27 protein-coding genes and 1 pseudogene are annotated in these 25,502 nt (G+C 55.1%); 4 read left to right on the top strand and 24 right to left on the bottom strand.

Annotated features, from left to right (window positions below; all coding sequences use genetic code 11):
- Positions 1 to 7: 7 nt before the first annotated feature.
- The 24 genes from ACR0DT_RS23620 to ACR0DT_RS23505 all read right to left on the bottom strand — a co-directional run bounded on the left by ACR0DT_RS23620 (position 8) and on the right by ACR0DT_RS23505 (position 20,406).
- Entirely contained in the window at positions 8 to 685 is a 678-nt protein-coding gene (locus tag ACR0DT_RS23620) for a hypothetical protein (protein WP_480713115.1), read from the bottom strand.
- Between the two features lie 152 nt (positions 686 to 837).
- Positions 838 to 2,490, bottom strand: a complete 1,653-nt coding sequence (locus tag ACR0DT_RS23615) for a type IV secretory system conjugative DNA transfer family protein (protein WP_480713114.1) — start codon at positions 2,488 to 2,490, stop codon at positions 838 to 840.
- 293 nt (positions 2,491 to 2,783) lie between these two features.
- The gene (locus ACR0DT_RS23610; RefSeq protein WP_480713113.1) at positions 2,784 to 3,176 is read right to left on the bottom strand and encodes a hypothetical protein; all 393 of its coding nucleotides are present in this window, start codon (positions 3,174 to 3,176) and stop codon (positions 2,784 to 2,786) included.
- Positions 3,177 to 3,233: 57 nt separating this feature from the next.
- Positions 3,234 to 3,563, bottom strand: coding sequence for a hypothetical protein (locus ACR0DT_RS23605; protein WP_480713112.1), 330 nt, complete (start codon positions 3,561 to 3,563; stop codon positions 3,234 to 3,236).
- A gap of 14 nt (positions 3,564 to 3,577) precedes the next feature.
- Positions 3,578 to 4,591: an ATPase, T2SS/T4P/T4SS family gene (locus ACR0DT_RS23600; protein ID WP_480713111.1), complete on the bottom strand. Its 1,014-nt coding sequence runs from the start codon at positions 4,589 to 4,591 to the stop codon at positions 3,578 to 3,580.
- 61 nt (positions 4,592 to 4,652) lie between these two features.
- Positions 4,653 to 5,492 carry a TraB/TrbI/VirB10 family type IV secretion system protein gene (locus ACR0DT_RS23595; protein ID WP_480713110.1) on the bottom strand — a complete coding sequence of 280 codons (840 nt, stop codon included), beginning with the start codon at positions 5,490 to 5,492 and terminating at the stop codon, positions 4,653 to 4,655.
- A 35-nt stretch (positions 5,493 to 5,527) separates the two neighbouring features.
- The gene (locus ACR0DT_RS23590; protein WP_480713109.1) at positions 5,528 to 5,908 is read right to left on the bottom strand and encodes a hypothetical protein; all 381 of its coding nucleotides are present in this window, start codon (positions 5,906 to 5,908) and stop codon (positions 5,528 to 5,530) included.
- 14 nt (positions 5,909 to 5,922) lie between these two features.
- Positions 5,923 to 6,606, bottom strand: a complete 684-nt coding sequence (locus tag ACR0DT_RS23585) for a hypothetical protein (protein ID WP_480713108.1) — start codon at positions 6,604 to 6,606, stop codon at positions 5,923 to 5,925.
- Entirely contained in the window at positions 6,603 to 7,439 is an 837-nt protein-coding gene (locus ACR0DT_RS23580) for a TrbG/VirB9 family P-type conjugative transfer protein (RefSeq protein WP_480713107.1), read from the bottom strand. The genes ACR0DT_RS23585 and ACR0DT_RS23580 overlap by 4 nt, the downstream gene beginning before the upstream one ends.
- Entirely contained in the window at positions 7,439 to 8,083 is a 645-nt protein-coding gene (locus ACR0DT_RS23575) for a VirB8 family type IV secretion system protein (RefSeq protein WP_480713106.1), read from the bottom strand. The genes ACR0DT_RS23580 and ACR0DT_RS23575 overlap by 1 nt, the downstream gene beginning before the upstream one ends.
- 5 nt (positions 8,084 to 8,088) lie before the next feature.
- Positions 8,089 to 9,153, bottom strand: a complete 1,065-nt coding sequence (locus tag ACR0DT_RS23570; RefSeq protein ID WP_480713105.1) for a type IV secretion system protein — start codon at positions 9,151 to 9,153, stop codon at positions 8,089 to 8,091.
- Positions 9,150 to 9,659, bottom strand: coding sequence for a hypothetical protein (locus ACR0DT_RS23565; RefSeq protein ID WP_480713104.1), 510 nt, complete (start codon positions 9,657 to 9,659; stop codon positions 9,150 to 9,152). Before ACR0DT_RS23565 ends, ACR0DT_RS23570 begins: the two co-directional genes overlap by 4 nt.
- Positions 9,643 to 10,383, bottom strand: coding sequence for a type IV secretion system protein (locus ACR0DT_RS23560; protein WP_480713103.1), 741 nt, complete (start codon positions 10,381 to 10,383; stop codon positions 9,643 to 9,645). Before ACR0DT_RS23560 ends, ACR0DT_RS23565 begins: the two co-directional genes overlap by 17 nt.
- Positions 10,383 to 10,517: a hypothetical protein gene (locus ACR0DT_RS23555; RefSeq protein WP_480713102.1), complete on the bottom strand. Its 135-nt coding sequence runs from the start codon at positions 10,515 to 10,517 to the stop codon at positions 10,383 to 10,385. Before ACR0DT_RS23555 ends, ACR0DT_RS23560 begins: the two co-directional genes overlap by 1 nt.
- Positions 10,514 to 12,880: a VirB4 family type IV secretion/conjugal transfer ATPase gene (locus tag ACR0DT_RS23550; RefSeq protein WP_480713101.1), complete on the bottom strand. Its 2,367-nt coding sequence runs from the start codon at positions 12,878 to 12,880 to the stop codon at positions 10,514 to 10,516. Before ACR0DT_RS23550 ends, ACR0DT_RS23555 begins: the two co-directional genes overlap by 4 nt.
- Positions 12,873 to 13,151 carry a VirB3 family type IV secretion system protein gene (locus ACR0DT_RS23545; protein ID WP_480713100.1) on the bottom strand — a complete coding sequence of 93 codons (279 nt, stop codon included), beginning with the start codon at positions 13,149 to 13,151 and terminating at the stop codon, positions 12,873 to 12,875. The genes ACR0DT_RS23550 and ACR0DT_RS23545 overlap by 8 nt, the downstream gene beginning before the upstream one ends.
- A gap of 3 nt (positions 13,152 to 13,154) precedes the next feature.
- Positions 13,155 to 13,436, bottom strand: coding sequence for a hypothetical protein (locus ACR0DT_RS23540; protein ID WP_480713099.1), 282 nt, complete (start codon positions 13,434 to 13,436; stop codon positions 13,155 to 13,157).
- Positions 13,433 to 13,789, bottom strand: a complete 357-nt coding sequence (locus tag ACR0DT_RS23535; RefSeq protein WP_480713138.1) for a lytic transglycosylase domain-containing protein — start codon at positions 13,787 to 13,789, stop codon at positions 13,433 to 13,435. The genes ACR0DT_RS23540 and ACR0DT_RS23535 overlap by 4 nt, the downstream gene beginning before the upstream one ends.
- Before the next feature lie 376 nt (positions 13,790 to 14,165).
- On the bottom strand, positions 14,166 to 14,510 hold the full coding sequence (locus ACR0DT_RS23530; protein ID WP_480713098.1) for a hypothetical protein: 345 nt from the start codon (positions 14,508 to 14,510) through the stop codon (positions 14,166 to 14,168).
- A 1-nt stretch (position 14,511) separates the two neighbouring features.
- Positions 14,512 to 15,120 carry a hypothetical protein gene (locus ACR0DT_RS23525; protein ID WP_480713097.1) on the bottom strand — a complete coding sequence of 203 codons (609 nt, stop codon included), beginning with the start codon at positions 15,118 to 15,120 and terminating at the stop codon, positions 14,512 to 14,514.
- An 82-nt stretch (positions 15,121 to 15,202) separates the two neighbouring features.
- The gene (locus ACR0DT_RS23520; protein WP_480713096.1) at positions 15,203 to 16,162 is read right to left on the bottom strand and encodes a transglutaminase family protein; all 960 of its coding nucleotides are present in this window, start codon (positions 16,160 to 16,162) and stop codon (positions 15,203 to 15,205) included.
- 2 nt (positions 16,163 to 16,164) lie between these two features.
- Positions 16,165 to 18,720 (bottom strand): autotransporter outer membrane beta-barrel domain-containing protein, encoded by a 2,556-nt coding sequence (locus tag ACR0DT_RS23515; protein WP_480713095.1) that lies wholly within the window; start codon positions 18,718 to 18,720, stop codon positions 16,165 to 16,167.
- 75 nt (positions 18,721 to 18,795) lie between these two features.
- On the bottom strand, positions 18,796 to 19,806 hold the full coding sequence (locus tag ACR0DT_RS23510) for an Ig-like domain-containing protein (RefSeq protein ID WP_480713137.1): 1,011 nt from the start codon (positions 19,804 to 19,806) through the stop codon (positions 18,796 to 18,798).
- 186 nt (positions 19,807 to 19,992) lie between these two features.
- On the bottom strand, positions 19,993 to 20,406 hold the full coding sequence (locus tag ACR0DT_RS23505; RefSeq protein WP_480713094.1) for a thermonuclease family protein: 414 nt from the start codon (positions 20,404 to 20,406) through the stop codon (positions 19,993 to 19,995).
- Positions 20,407 to 21,261: 855 nt separating this feature from the next.
- On the opposite strand from ACR0DT_RS23505, the gene ACR0DT_RS23500 reads away from it, so the two are divergent.
- The 4 genes and pseudogenes from ACR0DT_RS23500 to ACR0DT_RS23485 all read left to right on the top strand — a co-directional run bounded on the left by ACR0DT_RS23500 (position 21,262) and on the right by ACR0DT_RS23485 (position 25,377).
- Positions 21,262 to 21,999, top strand: coding sequence for a hypothetical protein (locus ACR0DT_RS23500; RefSeq protein ID WP_480713093.1), 738 nt, complete (start codon positions 21,262 to 21,264; stop codon positions 21,997 to 21,999).
- 412 nt (positions 22,000 to 22,411) lie between these two features.
- Positions 22,412 to 23,674 carry a replication initiation protein RepC gene (gene repC / locus ACR0DT_RS23495; RefSeq protein ID WP_480713092.1) on the top strand — a complete coding sequence of 421 codons (1,263 nt, stop codon included), beginning with the start codon at positions 22,412 to 22,414 and terminating at the stop codon, positions 23,672 to 23,674.
- A gap of 114 nt (positions 23,675 to 23,788) precedes the next feature.
- Positions 23,789 to 24,022, top strand: coding sequence for a hypothetical protein (locus tag ACR0DT_RS23490; protein ID WP_480713091.1), 234 nt, complete (start codon positions 23,789 to 23,791; stop codon positions 24,020 to 24,022).
- Positions 24,023 to 24,202: 180 nt separating this feature from the next.
- Positions 24,203 to 25,377 (top strand): annotated as a pseudogene (locus tag ACR0DT_RS23485) (ISNCY family transposase).
- Positions 25,378 to 25,502 lie beyond the last annotated feature (125 nt).

Genomic DNA, 25,502 nt, shown 5'->3' with positions numbered 1-25,502 from the left:
TAAAAACTCAGCTTGAGAAGCTCATATCGCCGGAATGGGTGACACCCGGTCCTTTGTAAGCGCGAATGGCAAATCCTGCGGCCCTCACCCGTCGGCAGAAACTGTAATCCTCGGGATGTCGAAGGCCTTGGTCGTCAATCACGGCATCATAGAAGCCGTAAGAGGTAACAGAGCTTCCTGGCATGTGATTTGTCCTTCTGATCACCGACTCCGAGGCCGCTAACCTTTCAACGACCGCGCGCCTGAGCACGAAGAAACCTGTCCCCACCTGCTCGACCTTGGAAATTCCGATGCCCAGACCATCACCGTCAATCAATGGTGCCGCACGTAGTTGCGCATCGCGGTCCGACAACCCCCTGCGGATACCCTCGGAGAACTTTGCGAGGCTTATATTGCGAGGGGGAATACAAACGCCGATGTAATCGACGTTTGCGTTTACCAGCTTCAGAGCAACATCAACCGTCACGCTAACGTCATCGTCAATACCAATCAAAACATCGCAGTTCGATTCCAGAAATTGCGTTGCCAAATGATTTCTAGCTTCTACGATATCAGCACCAGCCAATATATTGGAAAAACAGCTGTGACCCTGGTTGACGAGCGTCCCGAGCACAGTTTGCATGGTCAAGGTTGTTCGATAATGTATCAACCCCCGGCGGCTTGGACAGGCAATAAAAAACTTCATCCTACACCTCACCACAGAACACGCAGGCCAGCGGCCGCAGTACAGGTAAGCCGGATACGGACCCATCATCAAGCATTGTAACTCTCCATCAATCTGCACCTTTCTTGGAAACATTGGGCCTTCGAGAAGCACGCCACAGATAATTTTTTGACCTATCGATAGGCTTCCGCTGACGTGTCAGTTTTGACCCGTTTCATTTTCTCCGCTGCCATTTCTTCTGCGGACTTGCTCTTTCGTTTGGCGACCGCGCGCTGAGCGTCGAAAGCCGCCTTCAGCTCCTGGTCGGACTCTGAAACTTCTTTCTCCGGGGCAGGGGCCGGTTTTGCTTCAGCCAGCGCCTTAGCTGTGTCCCTAGCCTGTACTTCAGTCAGATCACGGTGTGTCCCTTTGATATTCGGGGTATCGCCGCCAAGGAACTGCATGAAATACGGATCTTCGAAGTATCGGATCTTGTTCGCAATCACCGGCATCTTGCCTTCCCTGAGCAACACAATCACATCGTCAGGCAAGCGGCCCACGTGTTCCGGCCGGAGCAAGCGAATACCTTCTTCGCGTTCTGATACGCTGCCCATTTCCATTTTACCGAGCGCCCGCGACTTCGATTTGCTCATGACAGTTTTGTCACCGATGGATCTGGACACATGTTCACGCACCTCCGGGTCTTCGGAGGCCGCAAACATCTGCGTGCCGGCGTTTGCCAGCATTGCCCGCACGCCTTCATGTCCGTAAATGTCCTGAAGGCGAGAAATAGTCTGCGAAATCACCACAATCCGGCCCCCGAACGATCGCATGGTGTCATAGGCTTCCAAAACGCGTTCAAGGTGCCCAAGGCGCTGGAATTCATCGAGCAGCAGCAGTACCTTGAACGGCTCGTCTTCGCCGGGCTCGTCGGTTTCGATGGTATTCACCAGATCGAGGAAGAACAGGCGAATGAGTGTTGCGAACTCTTTGACTTTTTTTCCCGGCACCGAAAAATAGATCGAGCTGGGGCGCCGGCGCAGATCCTCAAAGTTAATGTCATTGCCCTGAGTGGCGCGGGCTACGGACGGGTTGCGCCAGAGTTGCAGACCGGAGTTGTTCATGACCGAAATCGTTGACCGAAGGATCTTGGGTTCTTCGCCGGCAAGATTCAGGAACTCGTCTGCAGCCCGCGCATAGCCAACTTCCTTGGCCATCTTCTCATAGTCTTTTTGCGGGGTCGTTTTGACCAGGCGCAGGATTTCCGAAATATACGGCCGGCCTCGCTTGATCGCCAACATCGCCATCGCGCAGAACATGCCTTCGACGCTGCCCATGAAGCTCTGTGCCGACGAGCTGGGCGTGTCAAACAACTGGGTCGCCACCTGAATCACTTCTTCCCATCGCCGGTCCAGGTTCTCTGCCCGAACGGCACGGCGAAGCGGGTTGTAGCTGTGGCTCTTGTCCGGGTTCTCTGGGTCAAACACAAAGACCTCATCACCCATGGCCGTCCGTCGCGCGCCTGTGGTTTGGAAAATCTCACCTTTGATGTCCAGGACGACGCAGGAGCCATTAAATCGCAGGACATTGGGGATGACAAAGCCGCTGGTCTTACCTGAACCTGATGGTGCTATGAACACCGCATGGGGCTTCTGAACGTCGGGACCAGGCTTATAGAATGTCGCGTTTTTTTCCTTTGGCTCACCAAATTTAGCAAAGACGATTTCGCTATCCAACGGCGCTTTCAGCTTCAGCTCCGACGCATACCCCTCCTGCACGAGCTGAGGCGGTTTCGCAAAGACCGCATCCCCGTATTTAGTAGAGGGACCACGTAGAGCAGCGGCCACAAATGCGAATGTCAGAACGCCAACCGCCACAGCCGCGACCAGACCGACGATTTGCTGCGTCTCAGTAGGCAGCGCCATGAACTTCGTCGGGATTGTCCAAACGTCCAGATCTCCGAAACGCCTGACAGTCAGATATTCGATGAACAGACCCACCAACAGGTAGGCACAGGCTGACGTGGCGAGAAAGCCGATTGTACCGGCCACCATCACTTTTGTGTTTCTTGGAAGATCCTGAAACTCAGTCATTTCAATCCTCATTGGATGTAAGAGGCGAGGGTTTCTGAGAGTACCTTTTAGCCCCGCATGTGGACCCAAAAACCAATGCCAAAGACGACGGTTCCTGCCAGCAACGTAACCGTCATTGGCCAGGCTGACAGCAAAAACGATGTCTCGCAGGATTGGAGGAAATCAGAACACTCCGAAAGGTGCGATTCCCTATACATGCGCATTACAAGGCCCAATACGACCAATAGATATCCTGCAATAAACTCTGCCATCCCATCGAAAAAGAAACGCAGAGCGCCAAACAGAAAGACTGTCAGGAGGAGAGCCCATACCAGAAAGTTACCAAAGCTTTCCGGAGTCACGCCAATTCCGTCCGCAATGTATTTCAGGGCGACCCAAACAATAACCATAACTCCGATGGCAATACCCAGGATGTAACCTGGTTGATCGCGCTCATTCATCTTCTGTCCCTTTACTGGTGTTGTTGGATTGACGAGAGGGGGAGGACGCGCCGCCATTCACCATTTTGATAGGCCATTGTCACAGGCGTCTCTCATTGCATCGCGCACTTCATCTGGAAGGGGCGCTGTACCGAGATCGAATGTCATGGCCGCCAGATCCTCGCCCATTCCAGCTGGATAGCTATCGGCCACGTCAGAAGCATATCCAATGAAGTCTCCCGCAACATGAAGCAGGATTGTTCCCCGAGCCCGCAGCTCCCTAACAACGTGATTTGCCGGCTTTGCATTGGCCTCCTGTAAAGCTTTTAGAAGCCCTTCTATTTTTTGCTCCTGCGCTTCGATTTTCTCGGTCAGGACGCGGTGAATGGCATCAGTAGAACTTGTCATTGGTCAGACCTCCTTCAATTCAGTTGGTCAGCAGCCATCAGAGGCGGGAAGATCACGCCGCTGACCTTCCGTTCGTCTCCGATTTTCTTCATGTGAACGATCATGTGGATGGTGGCTCTGATGTCATCGACCACCTCGGATTTCTGGACGGTGGGAGATCCGCGCCGCACCATTTTGCTCATCCGCCCGATAGCATCCACAGGCGAGTTGGCGTGCATGGTGCAGACGGAACCGTCATGGCCCGTGTTCACCAGTTCCAGGAACATGTTCGCATCGTCGCCCCTGATTTCACCGCAGACGAGCCGGTCAGGCCGAAGACGCAGCGCCGATTCCAGCAACTTCACCGGTGATCGGGGTCCGTCTTCTTCCGAACGATCGGCAAGCAGATCCACGGCATTGGGCTGCTCGATGTCCAGCTCCGCCACTTCTTCAATCGTCACAATCCGTTCGCACGGATCGACACGTTTCAGTATCGCATTCAGGACGGTGGTTTTGCCGGATGATGTCCCGCCGGCAATGATCACGTTCCATTTTCTTTGCATCGCGAGGTCGGCCAGCTCTTCAAAGCTCATCGTGCCTGCTGCCAGCGCCGCTCGTGCCTCTTCCAATGCGCTGTGGTCGTTACTTTCTGCCAACGCAGCCTCTTTGTCGGCGAAGCTGAATGCGCCCAGGTTGACGGATTTCACGCGGAGCAGGCGGATCGCCACGGACCCCACGCCGGTTGTCGCGGGCGGTATGACCACCTGAACCCGAGCCTTGCCCTGTTCTGTCGGCACGTTGGCCGTCGCAATCGGTTTGTTTTCCCCGAATGTTACGTCACTGAATCCGGCCACACAGCGACCGATATTCTCAACATCGTCTCTGGTCAGAGTAATGTCCGTCCTGGTCATGTGCGTGGTGCCCATCTCCTCAACCCAGACAGATCCATCCGGGTTCACGGAAATCTCGCTCAGGCTTTCGTCGTGCAACAGATGCTCGATCTTGCCGGTATAGTATTCAAGAAGGCCGTTGCCGTTGCGCCCGCTCATATTGCTATCCTTGTTGTTGGGTCAAAATGGCCGCCACCGCAGCCACTCGGAGTGCGTTGCCTCAGAAGGTGTCGAATACAACGTCGCGCTGCAGGATGGCGTTGATCCGACTTCCCTGATCCACGTAGATGGTTGGTGTGATCCGCAGATAATCCTCAAGGGCCGCTGCTGTGGCGTTCTGAAGGTTCGAGCCAACTTGCGTTGCCAGATCCGTTTGTACCGAATTGTTGCTTTCGTTGTCCGAGACCAGCGCGACCGGCGCGATTCCGATAACCGACAGCAAAGCGGCCGTACCAAAGCGTTCACCAAAATGCGTATCTACCCGGCCGGTCGCACCTGCGCGGCCCTGGCCGTCAGTGCCACCGGAAGCAATTTGCGCCGACAGGCCATCCGGTGTGATAACCCGGCTCCAAACGATCATGATCCGCGTTTGTGCCAGCTTGGTATCAGCACGGTATTCGCCATAGAGCTTCGATCCGCGTGGCAAGAGCAGTCGAGTGCCGTCCATCGAATAGACGCCGCGCGTGATGGTTGCCACGACACTGCCGGGCAGCTCTGAGCTTACCGCCCCACCGAACACAGCTGTCAGGACCGTGCCTTGTGTCAAAGTTCGGGACGGATCATCAATAATCGAGGCACCCACGATGGGCGGATATTCTTCGACCAGATTGTTTTGCCATGTCGTGTTTGGGTTTTCCTGATAGCCGCGCTGTTCTTCGGGCAGGCGCGTATTCTCAGGTTCGAACTGACCCGACTGCGGGGCAGTGGGGAAGGGCTGGAAAATGATCGGCTGGGAGCCGCTATTGATTGGCTGATAGTTTTGACCGGGCGCGTCCGAGCCTTGCGATGCGGCGCTTGAAGCCAACGCGATCAGGGCGAGGGTGAGTGCTGTTCTGTTCATGGGTTCATTCCTTTGGCTTCACGTCTCGTGGTTAATCAGGAGCGGTTTTTGAACCAGAGATAGCCCATGCCAACAGGGGCGATCAGAAATGCAAAATTCCATAAAACCATGTTTACGAGCAGCTTTGCCCCGAGAAGAAAAATCGCGTTGCTCACCAATATGGTGTCACCGAGAACAAAGTCTCTGCTGCTATTCCAAACCAACTTTGCAAACGGGAAAAGCAAGGTATTCACGATAAGCAATGACAGCATAATAGCCTTAATCGCCAATTGTTCGCCGCTACCCACGTTCGGGTTTGGTTCCATGGCTACAACAAGGGCAACGCAAATGCCCAAAAAGAGCGCCCCAATCAGATATGATCGGGCCAACCATCGGCGATCAAGGGCACCAAAAGTGCGTTCTACGAAAGTGTTCATATCTCTGTCTCTTCTCAATTTCTGCGGTATGGGTTTTCATCGAAAACAATGCCGTCGGATTGGTTTTGCCGCTGGCGCATCTTCTTGAGTTCTTCGAGCCTGCGCCGTTCATCTTCGGTCAAGCCCTGCGTCTGCAGGTGGCTCATACTGGCAAGCACCCGGGCTTCGGCGTCCGCAACGGCTTGGGTTAGTTCCGACTGAAACTTCTTCTCGCGCTCATCGTATCTGACCTGCAGGCGTTCATTGTTCAGATTGATGACCGCGATTTCGTTGTCCTTTTCAGACAGAGACACCCTGGCCTCGGTCAGCTCGTCTTGCAGATCGGAGATCCGACCGTTTTGCTGTTCGATCGTTCTCAGGGCTTGTTTCAGCCCATCAGAATCTACCTGCACTGGCGCTGCAACAGGCGCTGCAACGGCGATTGTCTCAGGCAGCGCTTCGGGTTGTGGTTCATCGACCTCCGGACCCCGCGCGGTCAACAAGCCGTACCGGTCACCGCCGCTTGGTCGCAGAGCATCAACACGGACCCCCGCGCGCGTTTCGTTAGTGTCATCGCTCAGTACAAACCACGCAAAGCCAATGAACACCGCACTGGCTATAGCGATCACGCCGAGTTTCTTACCGTCGAATTTCTTCCGGGTTCGCAATGTCGGCTGTTCAGCTGCCACGCGCGCTGCAATGCTGCTTTCACGGTTCATTTCTTGCCCGCCGATGCTGGAATGCTGTCATGGGCAGTGATCGGCTTGGGGCTTTGTCCTGATACACTGGCTTGCTTGAACTCGTCACCGTCATTCCGGACACAGATCGAGGTGTCCTCGATGCGCAGCGTCCACAGATCGGAGAGACCCTGCACCTGGATTACCCCGCGCTCTTTCACTGTGGTGTTCACCATCAGCTCGCGCCCATCAGGCAGAACGCGGAAAATTCCGGGAAGCTCCGCATCTTGCGGGATCTGCATGTAGGTGTGAACCCCATCATCCCAGACGGCCGTTGGCGCGAAATCCGCTTTGCCCGATCTGGAGTAGTTCTGGTTTACAAAGCGGCCCGTGGGCTTGGGCTCGCTGCGTGCAACCTTGCCACGACTGTGCGCCGGTTCGCCGTTGGTATGCCTTTGATCCGCGTAGAATGTCACACGGAATGGGACGCTTTTGCGCTCCGCCTCGGTTGTGGCCGGCACCAGGTAGAAATTGTATGTGCCACGGTTGGTCAGAACCGTCAGGTTTGAATCCGAGTTGAGGATTTCCGGTTTGAACGCGATTACACGCCCTTCCTGCAGGCGGGTAATCTGAAAACTTTCTGTGTCGCCGGCACCGATACTGCGCACCGTTTCACCCTGCGGGAAATGAACATAGGTGATCAGGCGTTCGCCAACGGGAATGCGGTACACCTGGTTCTCAGCATAATGGAAATGCGTTACCCGATGGTCGGCTTTGGCCCCGTCTGGTGTGGGTGTGATTTCTGCCAGCACTGGTGAAGTAAAGGCTAAAGCGGCGGCGGTGGCAGTCGTAAGTGTCTGAAGGATACGCAGCATCAGATGTCTCCCATGGCGTCTACGCGGTAGTTGGTGACGACGAAGCCGAACGGGTTTTCCAGCAGCTCATCCATCGACGTCACGATTTTTTCTTCAAACCCATAGGTCACTGTGACGACATAGCGAGCGGAAGCTGTTGGTTGGTTTGGCACGATCAGTGACTTGCGAATATCGACCTGAACCGTGTCGGCGTTCACGGGCGTCACACCCAGAACATTGGTCTGCACCTTGGTTCTTGGGGTATAGATTTCGTCGGGATGGTTTTCGTTCGATCCATCCCACAGATCCCGATAGGAGGATTCCGCCAGCTCGTCGGAACGGCGCAAAACCGATTTGAGGCGTTCGTTGTTGTCCTGAACGTCATAGGTTTCCCGGTCGCGGACATAGTTTGCCACTTCACGGAATGCCATCGCCTCTGATGGCTCCAGCTTTTCAACCTTCTCGGTCAGAAGCACCGGCAATTTTGTGTCCGGATCAATGGAGAAAGGTACTGCACGGATTTCCTTTAACGGCAGGATCAACGCCCAGCCGATCATGGACGCGACCCCTATTGCCAAACCGACCGCCCCGAACATCTGCCATCTGAAGGCATCGCGTCGCGCGCTCAGAAAAAGCTCTTTCTCGTGATCTGTCACATGTGACATTTGCTCTATCCCTCGTTATCTGAAGCTTTGGCGCGAGCCGCTTGGATCGCCCGCCGGTAATTGTCGGCGGCGCGTCCCTGACGCGCTGCGCCACTTTGGTTTCGTGATCTGTGGGCGATATCCCGACGGGCTTGCATGGCACGCGCTGCGCTGTCTCGAATGCCTGTGCCGCTGCGCGCTGCCGAAGCCATCGCTGCGCCTGTTTTGCCTGCGGCTACAGCCTTGCCTGCGCCCTTGCCCGCAGCGCTAAGTGCGTTTTTCGCGGCACCCGCCATACCGCTCGCGACCGCAAGACCGGACGCTGCTGAAACAATCGCACCGGACATGCCGCTGGCAAGAGACGGGATCTGCGTCAGCATGACAATTGAGATGATGCAGACCGCAAGGAATTGACCAGTTTGCTGCATGCTGCCGGCGTTGTTTGTTTTTGAAAGAATGTCGATGAACAGCGAGGAAATGAGAGCCATCATGCCCGCGAGAACCACGGTGATCAAAAGCAGACCTATGACCGTCTTTGCCCAGGATGCAAAAATTTGCCCGGTCCCGGAACTGATCAGCGTTGAAATAAACACAGGTGCAAGTCCCAGGGCCAAGGCAAGACCACCCTTGGCGATCAGAGCCATGCCCGTTCCAAAAGCCGCAATAATTCCTCCAATAGCCCAAAGAACGACACCCGTTAAACTCACGCCGCTCCACGTGTTTTCACCGGCTTCTTTCGCGAGCGTGAAACATTTCAGGACTAATTCATCAAGCGATGACCAAACACTGTCACCGCCGTTTATCGCGGCTGAGATACTGTCTCCGAGACCATTAACACCCGCATATATTGGCTCGAAGTAACTCCAGCTGCTGGCCATGGCGATGATGATCGCAATGCGGATGTACCATCCAATATATGCCGTCAGCCCGATTTCTTTTATTTGCAAAACTGCGTTGATCATCATGACAACAAAGATAAGCGCCGCGATCATCCAGAGGCCGGCAGCGAGGTCGCTTGCCAGATTGTTAAAGATGGTGCGCGAAAAGCCATTCAGAGCGGCGTCAATCTGAGCAACAAAACCCTGAATCATTTTCCGCAAGCCTCCTCAAGAAGAGGTTTGAGGGCGTTAAACTGATCCTTTTGCTCAGCCTTCAGATCTTTCAGGAATTGATAGTCTTGCTGCCAAAACTCCGGGTTATCGGCTCCAACTTTTTGAGTTGCTTCTTCCACTGACAACGAACCAAGCGGGCATTCGGAGCTGTAATCTTCGCCTGCCGCCCGAAGCTTGCATTGTTCAAGCGCTGTTTCGGTGGCATGCAAAACCTGCTCATTTAAGATCGCATCGCCCCAATAATTGTGGTCCCATTCTCGGCGATCGCTTTTGCGGTGTTCGTCAAGTTGGTCTTTGGCGTAGCTATAGGCTGGATCCTGATAGTCGACTATGGCCCACCCCCCAAGACAGGTCCCGTATTGTCCAAAAGTCCAGTTTACCTCTGGCTGCGGTATCCAAACCAAATCCGCAGACGCCACATTCCCCAGCAACAAAAGTGCCGCTCCAATTCCAAAGCTTTTTTCATCATTATTCTCCTCGGGCATAGTTGACGGTTATCGCGTGATCCGCGGCGTCAGCTGCAAGGCCGGAACCCGAGGCCAGGGCATTGGCTGAGGTCACACGCAGGATTTCTATTTCGACCTGAAGCAGTTTCAGAAGAACCGCCGTGTTGTAGTCGATTGCTTCCTTGAGCTCTTCCTGCTGGCCGACCTGGCTGCGCAGGTCTTCCGCATCCTCAGAGAGCTGGCCGGCCATGTCGTATCCGTTCTCGCCCAGAGCCGATGCCATCAACCCTGCGCCACCCCGCTCTGACAGGATGCGACGCGCTTGCACGTTCGAGCCATTAAACTCCGACAGGATGCCACCGTTGAGACCAAGGCTGATGGATCGACGTTCCATTGCCTGCGCGGCGACATCAGGCAGGCCGGTGATGCTGTCCTCTGTCGAGTCCAGCGCATAACCCAACGTGTCGGCCGCCGTCGCCAATTTCAAAAAACTGCGGCTGTTAATGTCATCAAGATCCGTCAGACCGGAGATCGCCTTGAAAGAGTTTTCCAGCAGAGCCCGTTGCTGTTCGAGCATTTCATATTGCTCCAGCAGCTGTTCATACTGGCGAACCATTTCTCCGATCTCACGGGCGGAGTTGGTCGCATCCTGCGTAATCTGCGCCGCGTCGACTGTGGGAACACCCTGCGCGATCGCAGAGACGGGCAGAGCTAGGGCAATACTTGCGGCAAGGGCATAACGCGTGGCTTTGAAACACAGCATCAGACAAACTCCAGGTTTACAGGTTCCATCTTCTGAAAGTCGCAGGCGCACTTGCTGCGATATCCGGAATAGGTACCGGTGCAGCCTGCAATGACGGCGAGAGTGATGAGGGCGAGCGCAAGACGAAGTTTCATTGAATTTCCTTCCAGAAGTTGGGGTTTTGACGCCATTCGGGATCAGGGAATGATTTGCCGTCTGATCCGCTCAGAACACGAAGAAGGGGGCCGAGCGCGCCGATATCGACATCGAGCCAAACGCTGTCGTTTTCTTTCTTCATCAACATCATGCGGTGGTCCGCATGCGCTCTCAGAGCGGCCAGTTCAGAGTCGTTTAAGCCGATTGCCCGGTAGTCATCCTCGTTTCCTTTCTTTGAGGGAAACAGGAGTTGAGTGCTGGTGTTTGCCAGGATCGACTTGCTGGCGGGTGATGACAGGAAGTGATCGGGGTTTTGCGTCATCATCATCATCATGACGTCGAGTTTTCGATACGTGGTAAATGCGTTTTCGAGGATTTTCGCGCCGTATTCGTTGCCGGCGATCACCCAGGCTTCATCAACGACAAAGACTGTTGGCACTCTTTCAGCGCAGCGGCGTTCGATCTGGCGCATGACGTAGCTGATCCATGCTAGCCGGACCAATTCATCATTCAAAACCTCGGAGATATCGAACACCAGATGCCGGTCGCCAGAGGCAAACGGATCTGTACCTCCTTCTCCGAACATCCAGGACAACCGCCCATTGCCGGACCATTCGCTTGCCCGTCTGAACAGGTTCTTGCCGTCAGCAAAGGCTTTGAATCGTTCCGTCAATGAATCAAAGTTCTGCAGCGCCGGTGGCAGGGCGGCGTTGGCTTGGCACGCCCGGTTGATTTCGTCTTTTTGCTCTGTTGTCAGCTTTTCGTCGTGGCTCAAAAGAGCAACAACCCAATTCGCCAGCCAGCTTTGCCCGGCTTCATCCGTTTCCGTTTGAAACGGGTTCATGCCGGTGGGCTCGCCAACCCTGACGCGGGTATACTGCGCCCCAAGCGCCCGCATCGGGGCTTCCATCGCCCGGTCTTTGTCAAACGCGATGATCCGCGCGCCCTGTGCAACAGCGCACGTCGCCAGCAGCATCGCAATCACGGTTTTGCCTGACCCATTGGGGGCCAGAACAATGGTGTGACCGGGGGGCAGGTTTTCCGGATCATCGCTGGTTTTTTGCGAGTGCAACGACAGATCATACCTGTCGCCTTGCGTGGTGGGGAAGGTTGCCAGCGGGCCCGGCCAGGGCAATTTCTTTGCTGGAGTTCCTGTTGGCCGCATATGGAACGCAACCATGTCCGCAAAGTTCTGGTCGGTGATCAGTTCTTCACGAGGACGGAACGCGAAATTGCCGGGGTGCTGCGCGAAGTATACGGCCCGCGCCGACATCGCTTCACGCTTTACCGTGCCGCCCTTGATTTGGAGTTCACTGATAATGCGTTTTTCGGCAAGTCTAAGAACTTCCTCGGTTCCGAACACACAGATCGAAAGGTGGTGTTTGCCGATGGATACTGTGCCGGAGGCGATGCCGTCCGCCAGAATGGTCAAATCGTCCTGCAGTGATTGCGCCTTGTCCCCAGCCGAGCGCATCTGCCCCGACTTACGCCGCTCCATTTCCTGCGCCTGCGCACGGCTGATCGGCAGGAAGGATTGAGAAATCACAATATCGACCGGCAGATCCAGACCGTCGAAGACGCCTGGAAAGGAGGTGTCTGGGTAGTTCTTCAGAGAAAAGACGCGAATAGAGCGCTCCTGGTCATCTCCAGTCACCAGCTTGCCGGTCTTGCCCCGGAACAACACATCCTCTTGCGGCATGTTGAAGGCAATGGGTTCTGCAATGTTGGTGTGAATGATCGGCTGGTACCGCCCGTTCAGCAGCATCCCATAATAGCCTAACCATCGCCCTTCACTAAGCTTCAGTCGGCGCACCCGGCCCTCACCCAGCGTGCCGGCCAGCGTCTTGAAAAAGCCGTCGAGCTGTTCAATCAATTCGCTGCGTTCCTCGTCAATCGTGTCCGACGAAATGCCGAGAATTTGCTTGGCCCGTTCATCCTGACGCTTCTGCAGAATGGCACTGATGACGATCCTGCGTTCTTTCAGCTCTGCATTGAGCGAGGCCGAATGCATGGCTTCTGCTACAGCACCGGCAAATCCGGATGGGTCCGTAACGACGTGACCGGTCTCGGACGGAACAGTCAGCCGATGAACGTAAAAGGCGAACTCATTTGGTGTGTTCCGCAACACCCCCTCGAAGCGTTGGGCCAGAAATTCGAACTCGTCGTCGTCCAACGTGCTTGCGTTGATTCCGGTGATTTCTGCAGCGCCGATCAAACCGCCGTTGCGAGTGGAAATCACCTCATCGTCCACGACATAGCCATAGGGCAACATCTGAAACAGGTGCATTTCATCCTTGCGCCAGCTCGGTTCAAGCAATGAGCGCGCGATGGTCCACATATCCTGAGCGGCAGGTTTAGGCACTGTAGTAATCTCCCCCGTGATGTTGGCGGTTCTTGGTGCGTGGTGTCATGGAACGGGTCACGAACAGGATGCGGAAGAATGCCGGTTCCCATTCGTAAAAGAGGCGCAGCCCGGTATAGAAAGCGAACCCCGCAATGATTGCCGGCGTCAGTCCAAACAGGAAGAACGCCAGCAAGATCAAACCCGAAATCACCAGCAGATAGATCACGGGCAGACCGCCCCATTCTGCGGGGCGGCTCAGCCCTTTAAAGACCGTGTTGCTGCGCGCCATCAATCAGGTTCCGATGAAGGTGTCAGAGAGGCCGATGACCGCGCCAATCAGAACGGCGGCAATCGGCATCTTGAGCGAACCCCAGCCAAAGATGTAAGTCAGAAGGCCCCAGATGAAGCCAATTGCGGCAATGGTCACGCCAACATTCTTAGAGTCTTCCAGCGTCTCGCGGATAAAATCACCAATGGCATCGTTCAGCCAACCGGCAGAGGCGGGGGCCGCGCTAACGAAGATCAGGGCCACTGCGAAAAAGGCGACTTGCTGTTGAAAATGGGATCGTTTCATAGGTCTGTGCTCACTTTGCTGAGGATAGTCCGCACGTAGTTGCGGGTTTCGGTGAAGGGGGGGATGCCGCCATATTCAACGACGCGATGAGGACCGGCGTTGTAGGCGGCGAGCGCCAGTTTCCAGCTTCCAAACTCGCGGTATTGCGTCGCCAGGTAGCGCGCGCCACCGTCGAGGTTTTCTGCTGGGTTCTTGGGGTTTACGCCCAGGTCTTTGGCGGTTCCCGGCATGAGCTGAGCGAACCCCATTGCACCTTTCGGTGAAAGGGCGTCAGCGCGGTACCGGCTTTCCTGCCAGACCAGTGCCATGAACAGCTCTGCCGGTATGTCATGGCGATCCGCTGCGGCGTGGATTTCCTTGATGATCCGTTTCTGCGACCAGCCACCGGACGGATTGCGCGGCCGCGGTGCCTTGCCCGCAATCTTGATCTTGTCCTGCGCTTTGACCTTCTGCGTTTGGTCTGGTCGTCCAGCTCGTATTCGCGCATCCGGAGCGGTTGAACTACGCCGTCAACGATTTCTGCGCGTGCGCCATTCAGGAACACGCTGCCATCAGGCTCGTATTCGATGACCTGGGCATGCGCCCGGCCACCGAAGACCAGTAGGGAGAGTAAAAGCATTGCAACGCCGGGCTGACAATCGGCGCGATTGCCGTTGAACCAGGCTTGTGCCTTCGCGACTTGACCGATTTCGGTATCAGCCTTAACCGTTTTGTTCCACAGATGGAGACTCAAGGGCTTGGCCTCCTGTCGTGGAGGCGCGGTTTCTCTTCTGTCTCGGTTTCAGAAGAGAGGCCGCTGCCATCGAGAAAATAGCGCATATCGGTGAGACCGTATTGCTCAAGGAGTTCTTCGATCCCATTGATCCGGCGCAACCGATGATAGCGCTGCTCGACCGCAATCCGTGACCGTTCCAATTCCCCGGCAATGTGGACGAAGTCCTTACCCTTCTTTTTTGCCTGAAGAAGGTAATAGTCATCTGCAGACGACCAAAGCGGATGGAAAACGGTTGCAAAGCGCTCTTCGTCGCTGGGCTGTTTGGGCGGGATCATGTGAGCAGGGACGCCAAGAACCATTTCACTCTCCTTCGCCAGCGCGGCTGACGCGCGGCTTGACCGTGACGGCCCAAAGTTCTGCCCACCGCTGCGCAATGAATTCGTTCCACCAAACCAAAGGGTCTTTGGTTACGGCGAGCCACAGCCCCCGGAAACTGTTGCGTGGTTGAAGTCGGTCGTTATTGGCATCGAGCGTGAACGGCCCGAACATATGCTCTCGGCGTGGCCCAAAGGCTGAACTGTGCGTAATTACAAGCCAGGTCTCACCAGTCTCTTTCCAAAGAGCGCGGGAAAACTGCGGCTTTTTCGGCGAACATAGCCCACGAGGCTCGCGTTCCCGCATTGGAACAATGGCGGTGTAAACCTGGTCCGCGCACTGGTGACAGGTACCATCCAGCAGCTCGTATATGATAGTTGTTCCGTGCCGATCCGGATCGTAGGCCGCAAACAACCCACGATCATGAATCAACTGTTGCTGAATGCTGTGGGTCTCGCTGGTGACCCAGGGTTTCGCGCCGGTCGAGAAATTCAACACGCCCTCGGGCGTCACCCAGCCAAGTCTGGCCGCACAGGACGGGCAGTTGAAATTATAGTCCGTTTCAAGTGGGGTGATTTCAATCGCTGCAGTCATAGAAAAGCCTCCCGATTTAGGTCAGCTTTACTGTCATATTTAACATAACAGTCATTATGGCGCGCTTGGATCAGGGCGGGTTTCATTGGCCTACCTCCCCGTAATCAGGCAGATCAACAGGCTGCCAGCCCAAAGCCTTTGCCGCGTCCAGTGTCTTTTTGTGCTCGTCAACAAGCTGAGAAAATCGCGGCCAGTCTTCGGCAGGAATGTCCTCGGGAACCGCGTAGACATTTACGAAATCGCGCGTCCAGAGCTTCTGAACTGCCAGAGCCTTGACCGACATCGCCCAGACAAATTTCGGATGCTGTTCGATCAGGAAGTCTGCAACACGGATCGCCTCTGCGAACTGCCCGTCTGCCATCAATTTCTCAATCACTGATGACGCCAGCAAGGCGGCCATCTCGCGCTCATCGAGGCGCTGAAAATAGACCTGCTGTTCCAGAGCGGTGCCGCTGATGGGTAGATAGGCGCGATAGTCGTCAACGCTGAGAGATCCGCCGCTCGACGTTGCTTCGAGATTGAGGCTGTCCCCTGCCCCATTTTCGTATTTTACAACGACGTGCCGCGGTGCGAGCGCCAGCCCGAGATCCAATCCGATACGTTGGCCGAGGACCGCAAACAGGACAGGCATGGTCACGCAATTGCCTGTCCGGTCCTCAAGATAGTCCGAAAGGAGTTTGTTCTCGACCTGCTGTCCGTATGGGTCATCAGTGTCGTATTCAAAGGCGTGCTGGCCGTTCCAGTCCCCTGCCCGGTAGAGAAATCGCCGCAGCGCAAGCAGACGCGCATCCGCGTCAGCATCTGCGGGAATAGTGGTCCACAGGCTTTTCTCAAGCGCATCAATTTCTGCAATTATCACGCTGCGGTCGGTGTCAGGATCGACCAGTTCGTCAATCCGGACCTTGAAGGACAGGATATCAAAACCGGAACCAAATTCCGTGGTGCTGAATACCTCCTGCACCTGTTCCACCCTGTCACCGGCCAAAGCCGGTGAGAGGTGCATCGAGCATAGCAGGCAGAGCGTTGGGATGACGCGACGCATGGTCAGAACTCCCAGCCCAATTCAGCGCCGACACCATATGATTTGAAGTCGCCGGAACCGCCTGTTCCCAAACCATCGTGGAACCCCGTAAGCGTTACGAAGCCAAGACCCCGGCGCGCTGTGAACGCAAGATCGAGGCGTGGCCGCAGCGAGCCCTGATCAACAACAGGGTTATCCTCCAGCGCATTGGCTTGCATTTGGAACATGTAGATGCCGCCAAGCTTAGCGCTGAGCCCCATATACGCGCCATTATTGGCCAACCATTCCCGGCCGACTTCGGCCGCAAACTCCGCCTCACCAATGGCTATGGTCTGTTCCGGGATCGTGTATCCAACGGTGTCGACATATGCGCCCTGCTTGTCGCGGTAGTAGCGCGCGCCAATGCTGGGCGAGATCCGCCAGCTCTGCACGTCGAAATCGGCACTGTATGTCCCGGCAACAAGGAACCGCGTGGTGTCAAAGTCATCGGAATAGAGCCCGACGGGGTTCACCGTATTGTAGGACCGGCCCCAGCTGGCTTCGACTTCCAGAGTGCTGTTGGTTTCCGGAACCTGCCAGACCGCATATGGGCCGACCATGAAGCCTGTGCCTTCAACATCGGACCCTGCCGCATCGTTCTTCTGATGGGCATAGTCCAACTGCGCCATCATGCCGAGCACCAGGTTTTCTCTGGTCCGGTTCTGAATACCGATCTGGCCGACACCGAAGCGAAGCCTGTTGCCGTTATAGTCTGCGATGCTGCCTGCGACATTGATCCATGCCGACCAATGTTCTGTCAGCGGTGTACAATGGCTGGCGTCGAATGAGCCATTCAGCCCGGAGTCACCAGAGGCAACATTGAAACCACCTGACGGGTCTCGGTCACAGGCCGCCAGTCTTGTGTAGTTCGGACGATTGCCCAGCATTTGGGTTCCGCGACCAACCATGAACTCAGCGATGGCCTTAACGGTTTCTTCGACATACCCGCTGTTGGTGATGGTGAGGTCGGCCTGTTCGTTGCCGTTGCCAGCCAGATCCCGAACGGCGTCTGCCGCCAACGTGATCACCACATCATTGATACCGTCCGGCGCGACCATGAAGCTGAACTGCTTGCTGTTGATCCGTCTCAGGCCGGAGAGACGCGCGTGGTTTGCCGCCAGCGATGCCAAAACAAGCGGGCGGGCGTCATCGAGATATTCATTGAACGTGATTGTTGCTTCGAAGGGCTCTGTATAACTGTAGCTGTCCGGCGAAATCGTTGCGACCGGCGCTTCCTGGTCCGAGGGCGGCGCCGTGATCGACTGTGCGGCGATGGTGGTTGAGAGGTTGCCGTCCGCGTCGGTTACAAGCCCCTCACCTATTGCAATTGTCACATCGTCTGATCCATCCGGCAGGATCGCGAATGTCACGACCGATCCGCTGGCGGCAATAGAGTCCAGCGACGCATTCTGAAGAACAACCGCGCTGCTATCGTTCAGGATTATCGCCTCGTCAAAAGTGGCCGTTATCTCAACCACCGATGTTCCAGCAAAGTCGGCTGGTGCTACGAGTGTGCCCACCGGTTGTTTGGCGTCGGCAATCGACGCGCTGATCTGATTGGTGGGGTTTCCGTCCAGATCGGCTGCAGCTCCATCCGGAATGAGGAGCGCCATCGGGCCGGTCCCAATTGGCGTCGCTGAGACCGCAAAGGTAAATTCATCGACCTGCGCAAACTGAAGATCCGAGACACCTTGCGCCTCAAGAACAGCCGCCGGCACATTGCCGAGATCATCCCAGGTTTCTGAAGCCGTTACGTTGAATGTTACTGGTGACGTATCGGTGTATTCAGCCGGTGCAGCGCTAAAGGTTACTGTCGGCGATGGACCCCGAAACACAGCAAAGACGTCAGCCTCAACGCCCAGCCCGTTCGCATTTGCCGCGGAATCCGCTATAAGCCTAAACCCAACACTGTCGGATTGGCCAGATGGCGATAATTCTATTTGGTAATTTGCGCCGCTGCCGCTTAGGTTTGAAAAGGTTGATATATCCGATGCGAGATCATCCAATCCAAAACCGGTTACAGGCTCATCGAACGTTATGTTTACAGCGATCGGGTCGGTACCGTTAAAGACATCTGGAGTGTCAATCGTCACACCAATGCGTTCGACTTCGTAATCCCCTCGGAGGCGCAATTCAGTCTCAATGCTGTTCGCCCTCGTTCCCTCAACTAAAATGTTAATAACAGTTTCACCACGATCGCATCCGAGCAACCCTGCGCGGAAGCAGTCTCCAATGAGTGTGAAGATTGTCTGGTCATTAATGACTTCCGCCGACCAGCTTTCGAGATGGTAAAAACCTTCGAAGAGATTCACGACTGTAATATCTGACCATTCGCCATCGGCAGTGAACGTGGTGGTTACCGTTGTCGTGGTACTGGGCCAATGGGTCGGGTTCAGTTCTCCATTGATTACACTGTCCGAGATGGTTTCAAACGCCATCGCAGGATCAGGCAATACCGTCGTCGTCGCTAATACAGCGGACGCGATTGCAATTCGGCGCAGATCAGGGAGCGCCACCCTTTTGATAGCAAAGAAAGACATAATCTGGGTCCTGAGAATTCTGAGAGGGGATCGGCCCGGAGCAAGTCTCCGGGCCGATGAGCGTCACGCATGCGGTCAGTTCGCCGCCAGTGCCGCTCCTGCTCGCTCAGGAATTCGGAAGCCCAATGCTCCGGAACCGTCAGGTGCAACTTCGATCTGATAGGTGCTGTCGCTATCAGAGCCACCAACCAGCGTCCAGGTCCCGTTGGTCACTGCAACGTCATCCGCACTGTTTCCGAAGCCATTCACGCCTTCATCGAAGGTCACGGTGACCGTCAACGCCGAGGTGTCGGTGTATTCAGACGGTGCATCGAGTGTCGCCATTGGACCGATTGCGTCCGCAATGACGGTGCCCAGGCTGGACGAGATCGAGGTTTCGGCATTGCCGTTGCCAGCTGCATCCGTGACGGCATTTGCGGACAGCAGCAAATCAATGCCGCCCGAACCGTTCGGTGTCAGGATAACGGCGTAGTCGGTTCCGCTGCCGCTCACGCTTGCAACAGATGCGTTGGTCGGAACCAGATCGCTAACATCGAGCCCGGTCACATCCTCATCGAAGGTCAGACCAACGGTGATGTCATCAGTGCCGGTGTAGCTCGCAGGTGCATTGAAGGTTGCGACCGGTCCAATGCCATCAACAATGGTGGTCCCGGTGTCGGCTGACAGAGATGTTTGGGCGTTGCCGTTGCCTGCAGCGTCCGTTGCGGCCTGCGCCGCAAGAACCACATCAATATCGCCCGAACCGTTCGGTGCGACTGTCACGGTGTAATCTGTCCCGCTGCCGGTCACGCTGACAATGCTGGCATTGGTCGCTGCCAGGTCGGATGTGTCCAATCCGGTGACATCTTCATCAAATGTCAGGGCCACAGAAATATCAGATGTGCCGTTGTATGAGCTGGGTCCGGCAAAAGTAGCAACCGGGTCGATCCCATCTGTGATCGTCAGCGACGCCCCGAGGTTTGGGTTGCCCGACAAATCGGTCACTGCGCCGTCAGGGATCTGGAATGCGCTGGCTGCAATGGGCAAACCAGCGCCGATGGCAGCAAGTGCCGCGACGAAAGCCGTTTTCAACGGCGCGTGAGTCATGCTAGTCACGTCGTGTTCCTCGTTTTTACGGGAATGGGGCCCTGATGCTTTGAGTTTGCAGACACGGAGCGTCAGGGCCGGTTTCCCGGTGAGTGGTTTTTTTCGGATTTTTGAGCCTCTGTTGAGCAGAGTGCTTTGGTCTTAACGTCTCGTTCTCTCCCGGTTCATTTCACTGTTCATCTTGGATCAATCACACCAGGGCTGGCGCTTGCCTCCCTCATAGGATCGTGCCAGTCCCTCGGATATCAGAATGTCACCGACATCCTGACCATCCGCGTATCCGATAGCCAAAAGACGGCCATGCTTGTCGTGGTAATTCTGCTTTGCCAGATCGATCCCGCCAGCCGCGTTTACGATTTGTTCGAGCCTGTTTTTGGCTTTGAGGCCCAATGCACGCTCCGCGTCACATTTGGCCCGGTATGTTTCCGGAGTGTCGAAGCCGACCAGCCGGTAACTGTCATCACCATGATCAATCGTGTCGCCATCAACGATCTCCACCTCTGATGCTGGGACGTGCAGATTGTTGGCAAAAAACCTACTGCTTAGGTCGTAGGCCAACATTACAGCTGCCGCCAGCCCTATGAAGACGAGCTTGTTCATGCTGCCCGCCCCGCTTTCCGAAACCCAAGCAGCGCAACCAACAGATGTGCGGGATAAGGAAGACAGGGGGACGCCTCCCCTACCTCGCACCCGGCGCCGTGAGTGTAAATTTGAGCCGCCAGGACTGGCTGATTGCCAGTTCCTATGACTGTTAGATTGTCTGATGTGTCCTGCTGTCCCTGAGCGTGAAAACTAGTCAGAGTTATTCTTTTTGGATCCTGCGCCTTCAAGTATTTCTGGCAAAAAGTCCGCTCGCTTGAAGCAGACTTGATCCCCTTTTCGCATGGGGATCTCAAAGCGCTTGAAACCAACATTGTACGCAAGCTTATACAACACAGCGAATGTTCGGAAATCCCTAGGTGCAACCGAATTGACGGCACAGAGAACGCGTTCCACTCTGCCATCGGCGACAGCATAGATCCGCCACAATCCAGATAAGTTCGGCCCAATTCGAGTGGGTGTTTCAAGACACCTAATGTGAATCTCACCACCATCCTTCACCCATTTCGGTAAGTCTCTCAGCAGAAACACCGGTCTTTCTTCATCTCTCTGCATGATCGGCCCCAACCGCTACGAATGGCTACGGGGCTTATGACATGGTTCTTTAAAATAAACACATTGCGAGTCATGCCTCCTATCTAATACCATGTCAACTACTAAATGCTATGTTAGGTATCAAACGTGATAAAGTGGGAGGGTGTAGGACCGGTCGTTCAGGACGACGCAATCGACAAATTTCTATCATCTGCAGATCTGAGAACCAGATGTGCGCGGCATCACTAGGTTCCGTAGGTGTCGCAACGCGTTCTTTTTCGCATGCACGTCTGGATTGAAGCTGGAAACTGGGGAGTGAATATGGAGAACGGTAAGAGAGATTCGAAATTCGACCATTATAAGTCGCTGAAATACATGAGAAACAGCATCAAGCTAATACTGGCATCACTCGCCCTCACCGGGACACAGGTGATAAGTTTCGGCGCTCAGGCTCAATCTTCTGGATACCCCATAGATTGCGCGATCCTGCTGTGTTTGGCAGGTGGTTGGCCATCGTCTGCTGAGTGCACGGCAGCAAAGGCCGAGTTCATTAGACGGATCACCCCCTACCCTGTGGAGCCGCCCCTTCAAATCTGGCGCTGCCCGTTGGGCGTGAGCTATGATGTCCCCGAAACTCTGACGGATCGGATCTGGAAAGTAGCTGCAGCACAGCCATTCGCGCCCCCTGCCCTTCCGGTTCAATCGGCTTCCGACGCACAGCACATTGCCGATCGCATCATCCTCGCACAGCAGGCAGATGTAGATATTTCAACCTCTGCATTTGATTTTGTCAGGTCGGTCCGCGTCTGGGATGTCCAGTTCTACAGCTATGAGAAACGTGGCCGGGACGACGATTGCTATCTCAGCTTCCATATTCAACTCGGCACGTATGGCACGCAGGGCGATTTTAAATGGGAGGAAGCATCCCTGGGCGCAGTTCCCAGCTGGGTGGGAATTCCGCGACGGGCTTCTTGCGAACCATCCGTCTTCTACCGAGGCGTTGGCGTCGAGTGGAACGACTATGAGGGCAACCACGGGTACGAAGTTGTCCGATACTGAATTTAAACACGTCCAACCAACTGCCTTCCGTTGCCGTCGCAATGTTCGGCCGGATTCCCGCCTCAACTGGTACGGGATCTGGCCTACGTCGACGGCTTCAGCACCGCGCTCACAGACCGCTAAGGCGCAGTCCAAAGAATGCGCTTGCGGGCACCAGCCAACAAAATCAATGAACATCGAAGGAGAAATGTCACCGCCAGAATTAAAGAACCCCCGCAAGGCGGCGGCCTAACGAGGGGGCTCTACAAACAAATCTAGGAAGCGCCAACTTCCCAAAAGTCGATCTCACATCGACTACATTTGTAGAACTCCCTGACATCGCAGGCAAGAAAAAAACGCATTCGTGCGAACAGGAAATTTTTGCCCGTAACGCCGCCTCGCTCAACGACAAAATCGAACGAGGACGCAGAGCATGACAGCTAATAAACGGGCGCATCAGGCCGCCTACTCCCGACCACGGGATTTTGAACCGCCGGTACTCTCAGGTATCACACGAGACGGCTTTTTTCGACTAATCAAACGCGTCGCAGCACACCTCCCCTGCCCTCCTGGTAAGGCAGCATTGCGCACTCTTGAAGAGATGTTTGAAATCACCCGCCCCTCTGATTGGGTCAAACCTGGCGCTGAACCGATTTGCTACGCAGCGCAGACAGAACTCGCGAAACGCGCGGATTGCACCGACAGCCGCATCAGGGCTCACCTGAATGAGTTGGTCACAGCTGGGCTGATTGAAAAACGTACCATGGGCAATGGCCGGCGCTCAGGTTGGCAGGATCGCGGGATATTCTTTACGCCCGCCATAGAACGCCTGGAAGAGTTCAGGCAGATCGAAGCCTTTCTGGACGAACAGGACAAGTCCGCGGCGCGCCTACGTGGCTTGCGGTCCACACACAAACGCCATCTTAACTCCGTAATCGCGGAACTGTCCCACTTGCTTGGGCCCGAGCACGAGGACGTGGCGCGGCTGTCCGAGGCAGCCTCAGGCTGGCCTCGCGCGGACCGACTACACAGCATGTCCTTGCAAGCTCTTTCACTCCACGAAACGGATGCGGATAACCTCTGTAGAGAGGCGTTGGACTTACTAAGAAAGTATGAAGAAACGCACGGTCAACCAGTCGAAAACGAGCGGTCCTATATACAAGATACAACCATAAGATCTAATAATGTAAAATGTAATGCCAGCATCTCTATATCGCCTGCCTGCAAGCAGGCAGAACCAAAAAATTCTGACACACCACCTGACGGTGGCGTGAATTGCTTAGAAAAAGATGATGCGGCCGGCAGCGATGCGCACAAGTCCGAATTTATCAAAAAATTAGGGCCCGAGCGGCTTTATGATTTGGCATCTGAGGACATGCAGATGTACCTGGATATCCGCCGTCATCGGAACGGTTCATTGGAGGATCATGATTTTGTAGTCGCCGCTCAAAATATGCTTCCGGAGCTTGGTATTCGTCCTTCCCTCTGGGATGAAGCTGTTCGGTTGATGGGCGAAGAAAAAACGACGATGTGTATGTTGATCCTCGACGCCAACAGGGATCGCCCTGGACTGCCTGTCATAAGTCCCGGAAAGTACCTGACCGGGATGGTGCGCGCGGCCGAGCAAAACAAACTCAACATCATTGGCAGCCTGATTGGCCTTAGTGAGCGGAAAGGGAAGCAGGCCTCGGAGTGATATGACGTAGCGCTCAATCCCCAATCTGTCTCAGTCGGTACCCTTGTCCACTTTGGGGTGTATTCCATCGTGAACCTTCAGCTAGAGATGAGTCTGCGAAAGCAGAGAATTACCATGGCTGACAGATTTAAGACGGAATTAATTGAAGCTCCCACCGGTCATCTCTCGATGAGCGTGCAGTTATTGGATGCCAGTGGCCAACCTGCGAACCGGACAATCTGGATGGACTTTAGCGACGAAGCAGACTTCCAGACGTCGAAACAACTACAGTCATTGTTTGGCAGGATTGTTGAAGAAGTCGTCGTAGATGAGCGAGATACTGACCGAACCACCCTGCCTGCCACTTAGGTAAATCAGAATCTGGTGGTTGGTTCAGGGGTGTGGCGGCAGCTTGAAGCCAAAACGCTATAAAAATTACCATAATTTCTCTTACAGTCTAAATCTCATGTAGCCGCAAAGCTAAAATGTCACCCATGAGCAATTCAGGAATGTCACTCTGCCCTCAAAAATCATTGAGGACGAGCGGACATGGGTTGGGTGATGATGAGCGAGCGCGAGTTGAACCGCGTAGAGGTGTTGGCGCAGGTCGATGATGGCCGATTGACAGTCGACAATGCGGCGAACCTCCTGGATCTGACGCGGCACCAGGTGTTTTGGCTGTTGAAGCGATACCGCGTGGATGGAGCAACAGCGATCCGGCACAAGGCGCGCGGCAAACCTCCGAACAACCGGATTCACAAGGCAAAGCGCGACTATGCCTTGGCGTTGATCAAAGAAGGCTATGCGGATTTCGGGCCGACTTTGGCCGCTGAGAAATTGGTTGAACATCACAGGTTCTAGGTCTCACGCGAGACATTGCGCAAATGGATGGTCGAAGTCGGGATTTGGCTGTCGCGCAAACAGCGACGGACTTTCCATCAGCCGTGTCTACGCCGTGAATGCTATGGCGAGTTGATCCAGATTGATGGTTCGGATCACCGATGGTTCGAGGGTCGAAGCGACCCCTGCACCCTGCTCGTCTTCATTGATGACGCTACCAGCACGTTGATGGAGTTGCGGTTTGTGGCTTCTGAAAGCACGTTCAGCTACTTCGAAGCCTTGGAGCGCTACCTGCTTAAGCATGGCCGTCCCGTCGCTTTCTACAGTGCCAAACACACCGTCTTTCGAGTTCCCAAGCCCAACAAACATATGACTGGTATGATACAATTCGGTCGCGCGCTGGACTTGTCTCGGAAAATGCCGGGTTCGCTAAAGCTCCGGCTAAGCCAGACAACCTACACCGCGCTTTGAACATTGAACCGGATCGCCTCGCCGAAGTCTTCTGTCTGCGCGACAAGCGCTATGTGACCAGAGACTTGACGCTGAAGTACGACCGCAAGCGCATCAGATTGAAGGTCAATGATCTCTCGCGCCGCCTGGAAGGCAAATACGTCGATACCTACGAGTTCGCAGATGGCCGGATCCAAGTGCGCGCAAAAGGCGTGGCCCTGCCCTGCAGCATCTTCGATCTGTACCAGCAGCGCGTCACGCATGCCGCAATCACGGAGAACAAGCGCCTCGGCGCTGTCCTTGCACACATCAAGGAAGAACAGGAAAGAGGCCCGATCAAAACCACGTTCAAACCAGAAAGCGATCGCAATGGATATCGTAAGAACGGGCGCGGAAACAACGGCTGGAACACATTCGCGGACAGAAAACGCTAAGCCAGCCACGGCTGCGATATGTGAAGTGTAAAGCACGAGACTTGATCTGACCTTTCTGCTCTTCTGGAGCACAAGTTAGGAGTGTCGATCAATGACAAGCATTCAGGAAAAGATCATCAAGCCGA

This window comes from Ruegeria sp. BI11 (assembly GCF_056538005.1).
Note: the sequence above shows the minus strand (reverse complement) of the source record. Positions and strands in the feature narration are given on the sequence as shown.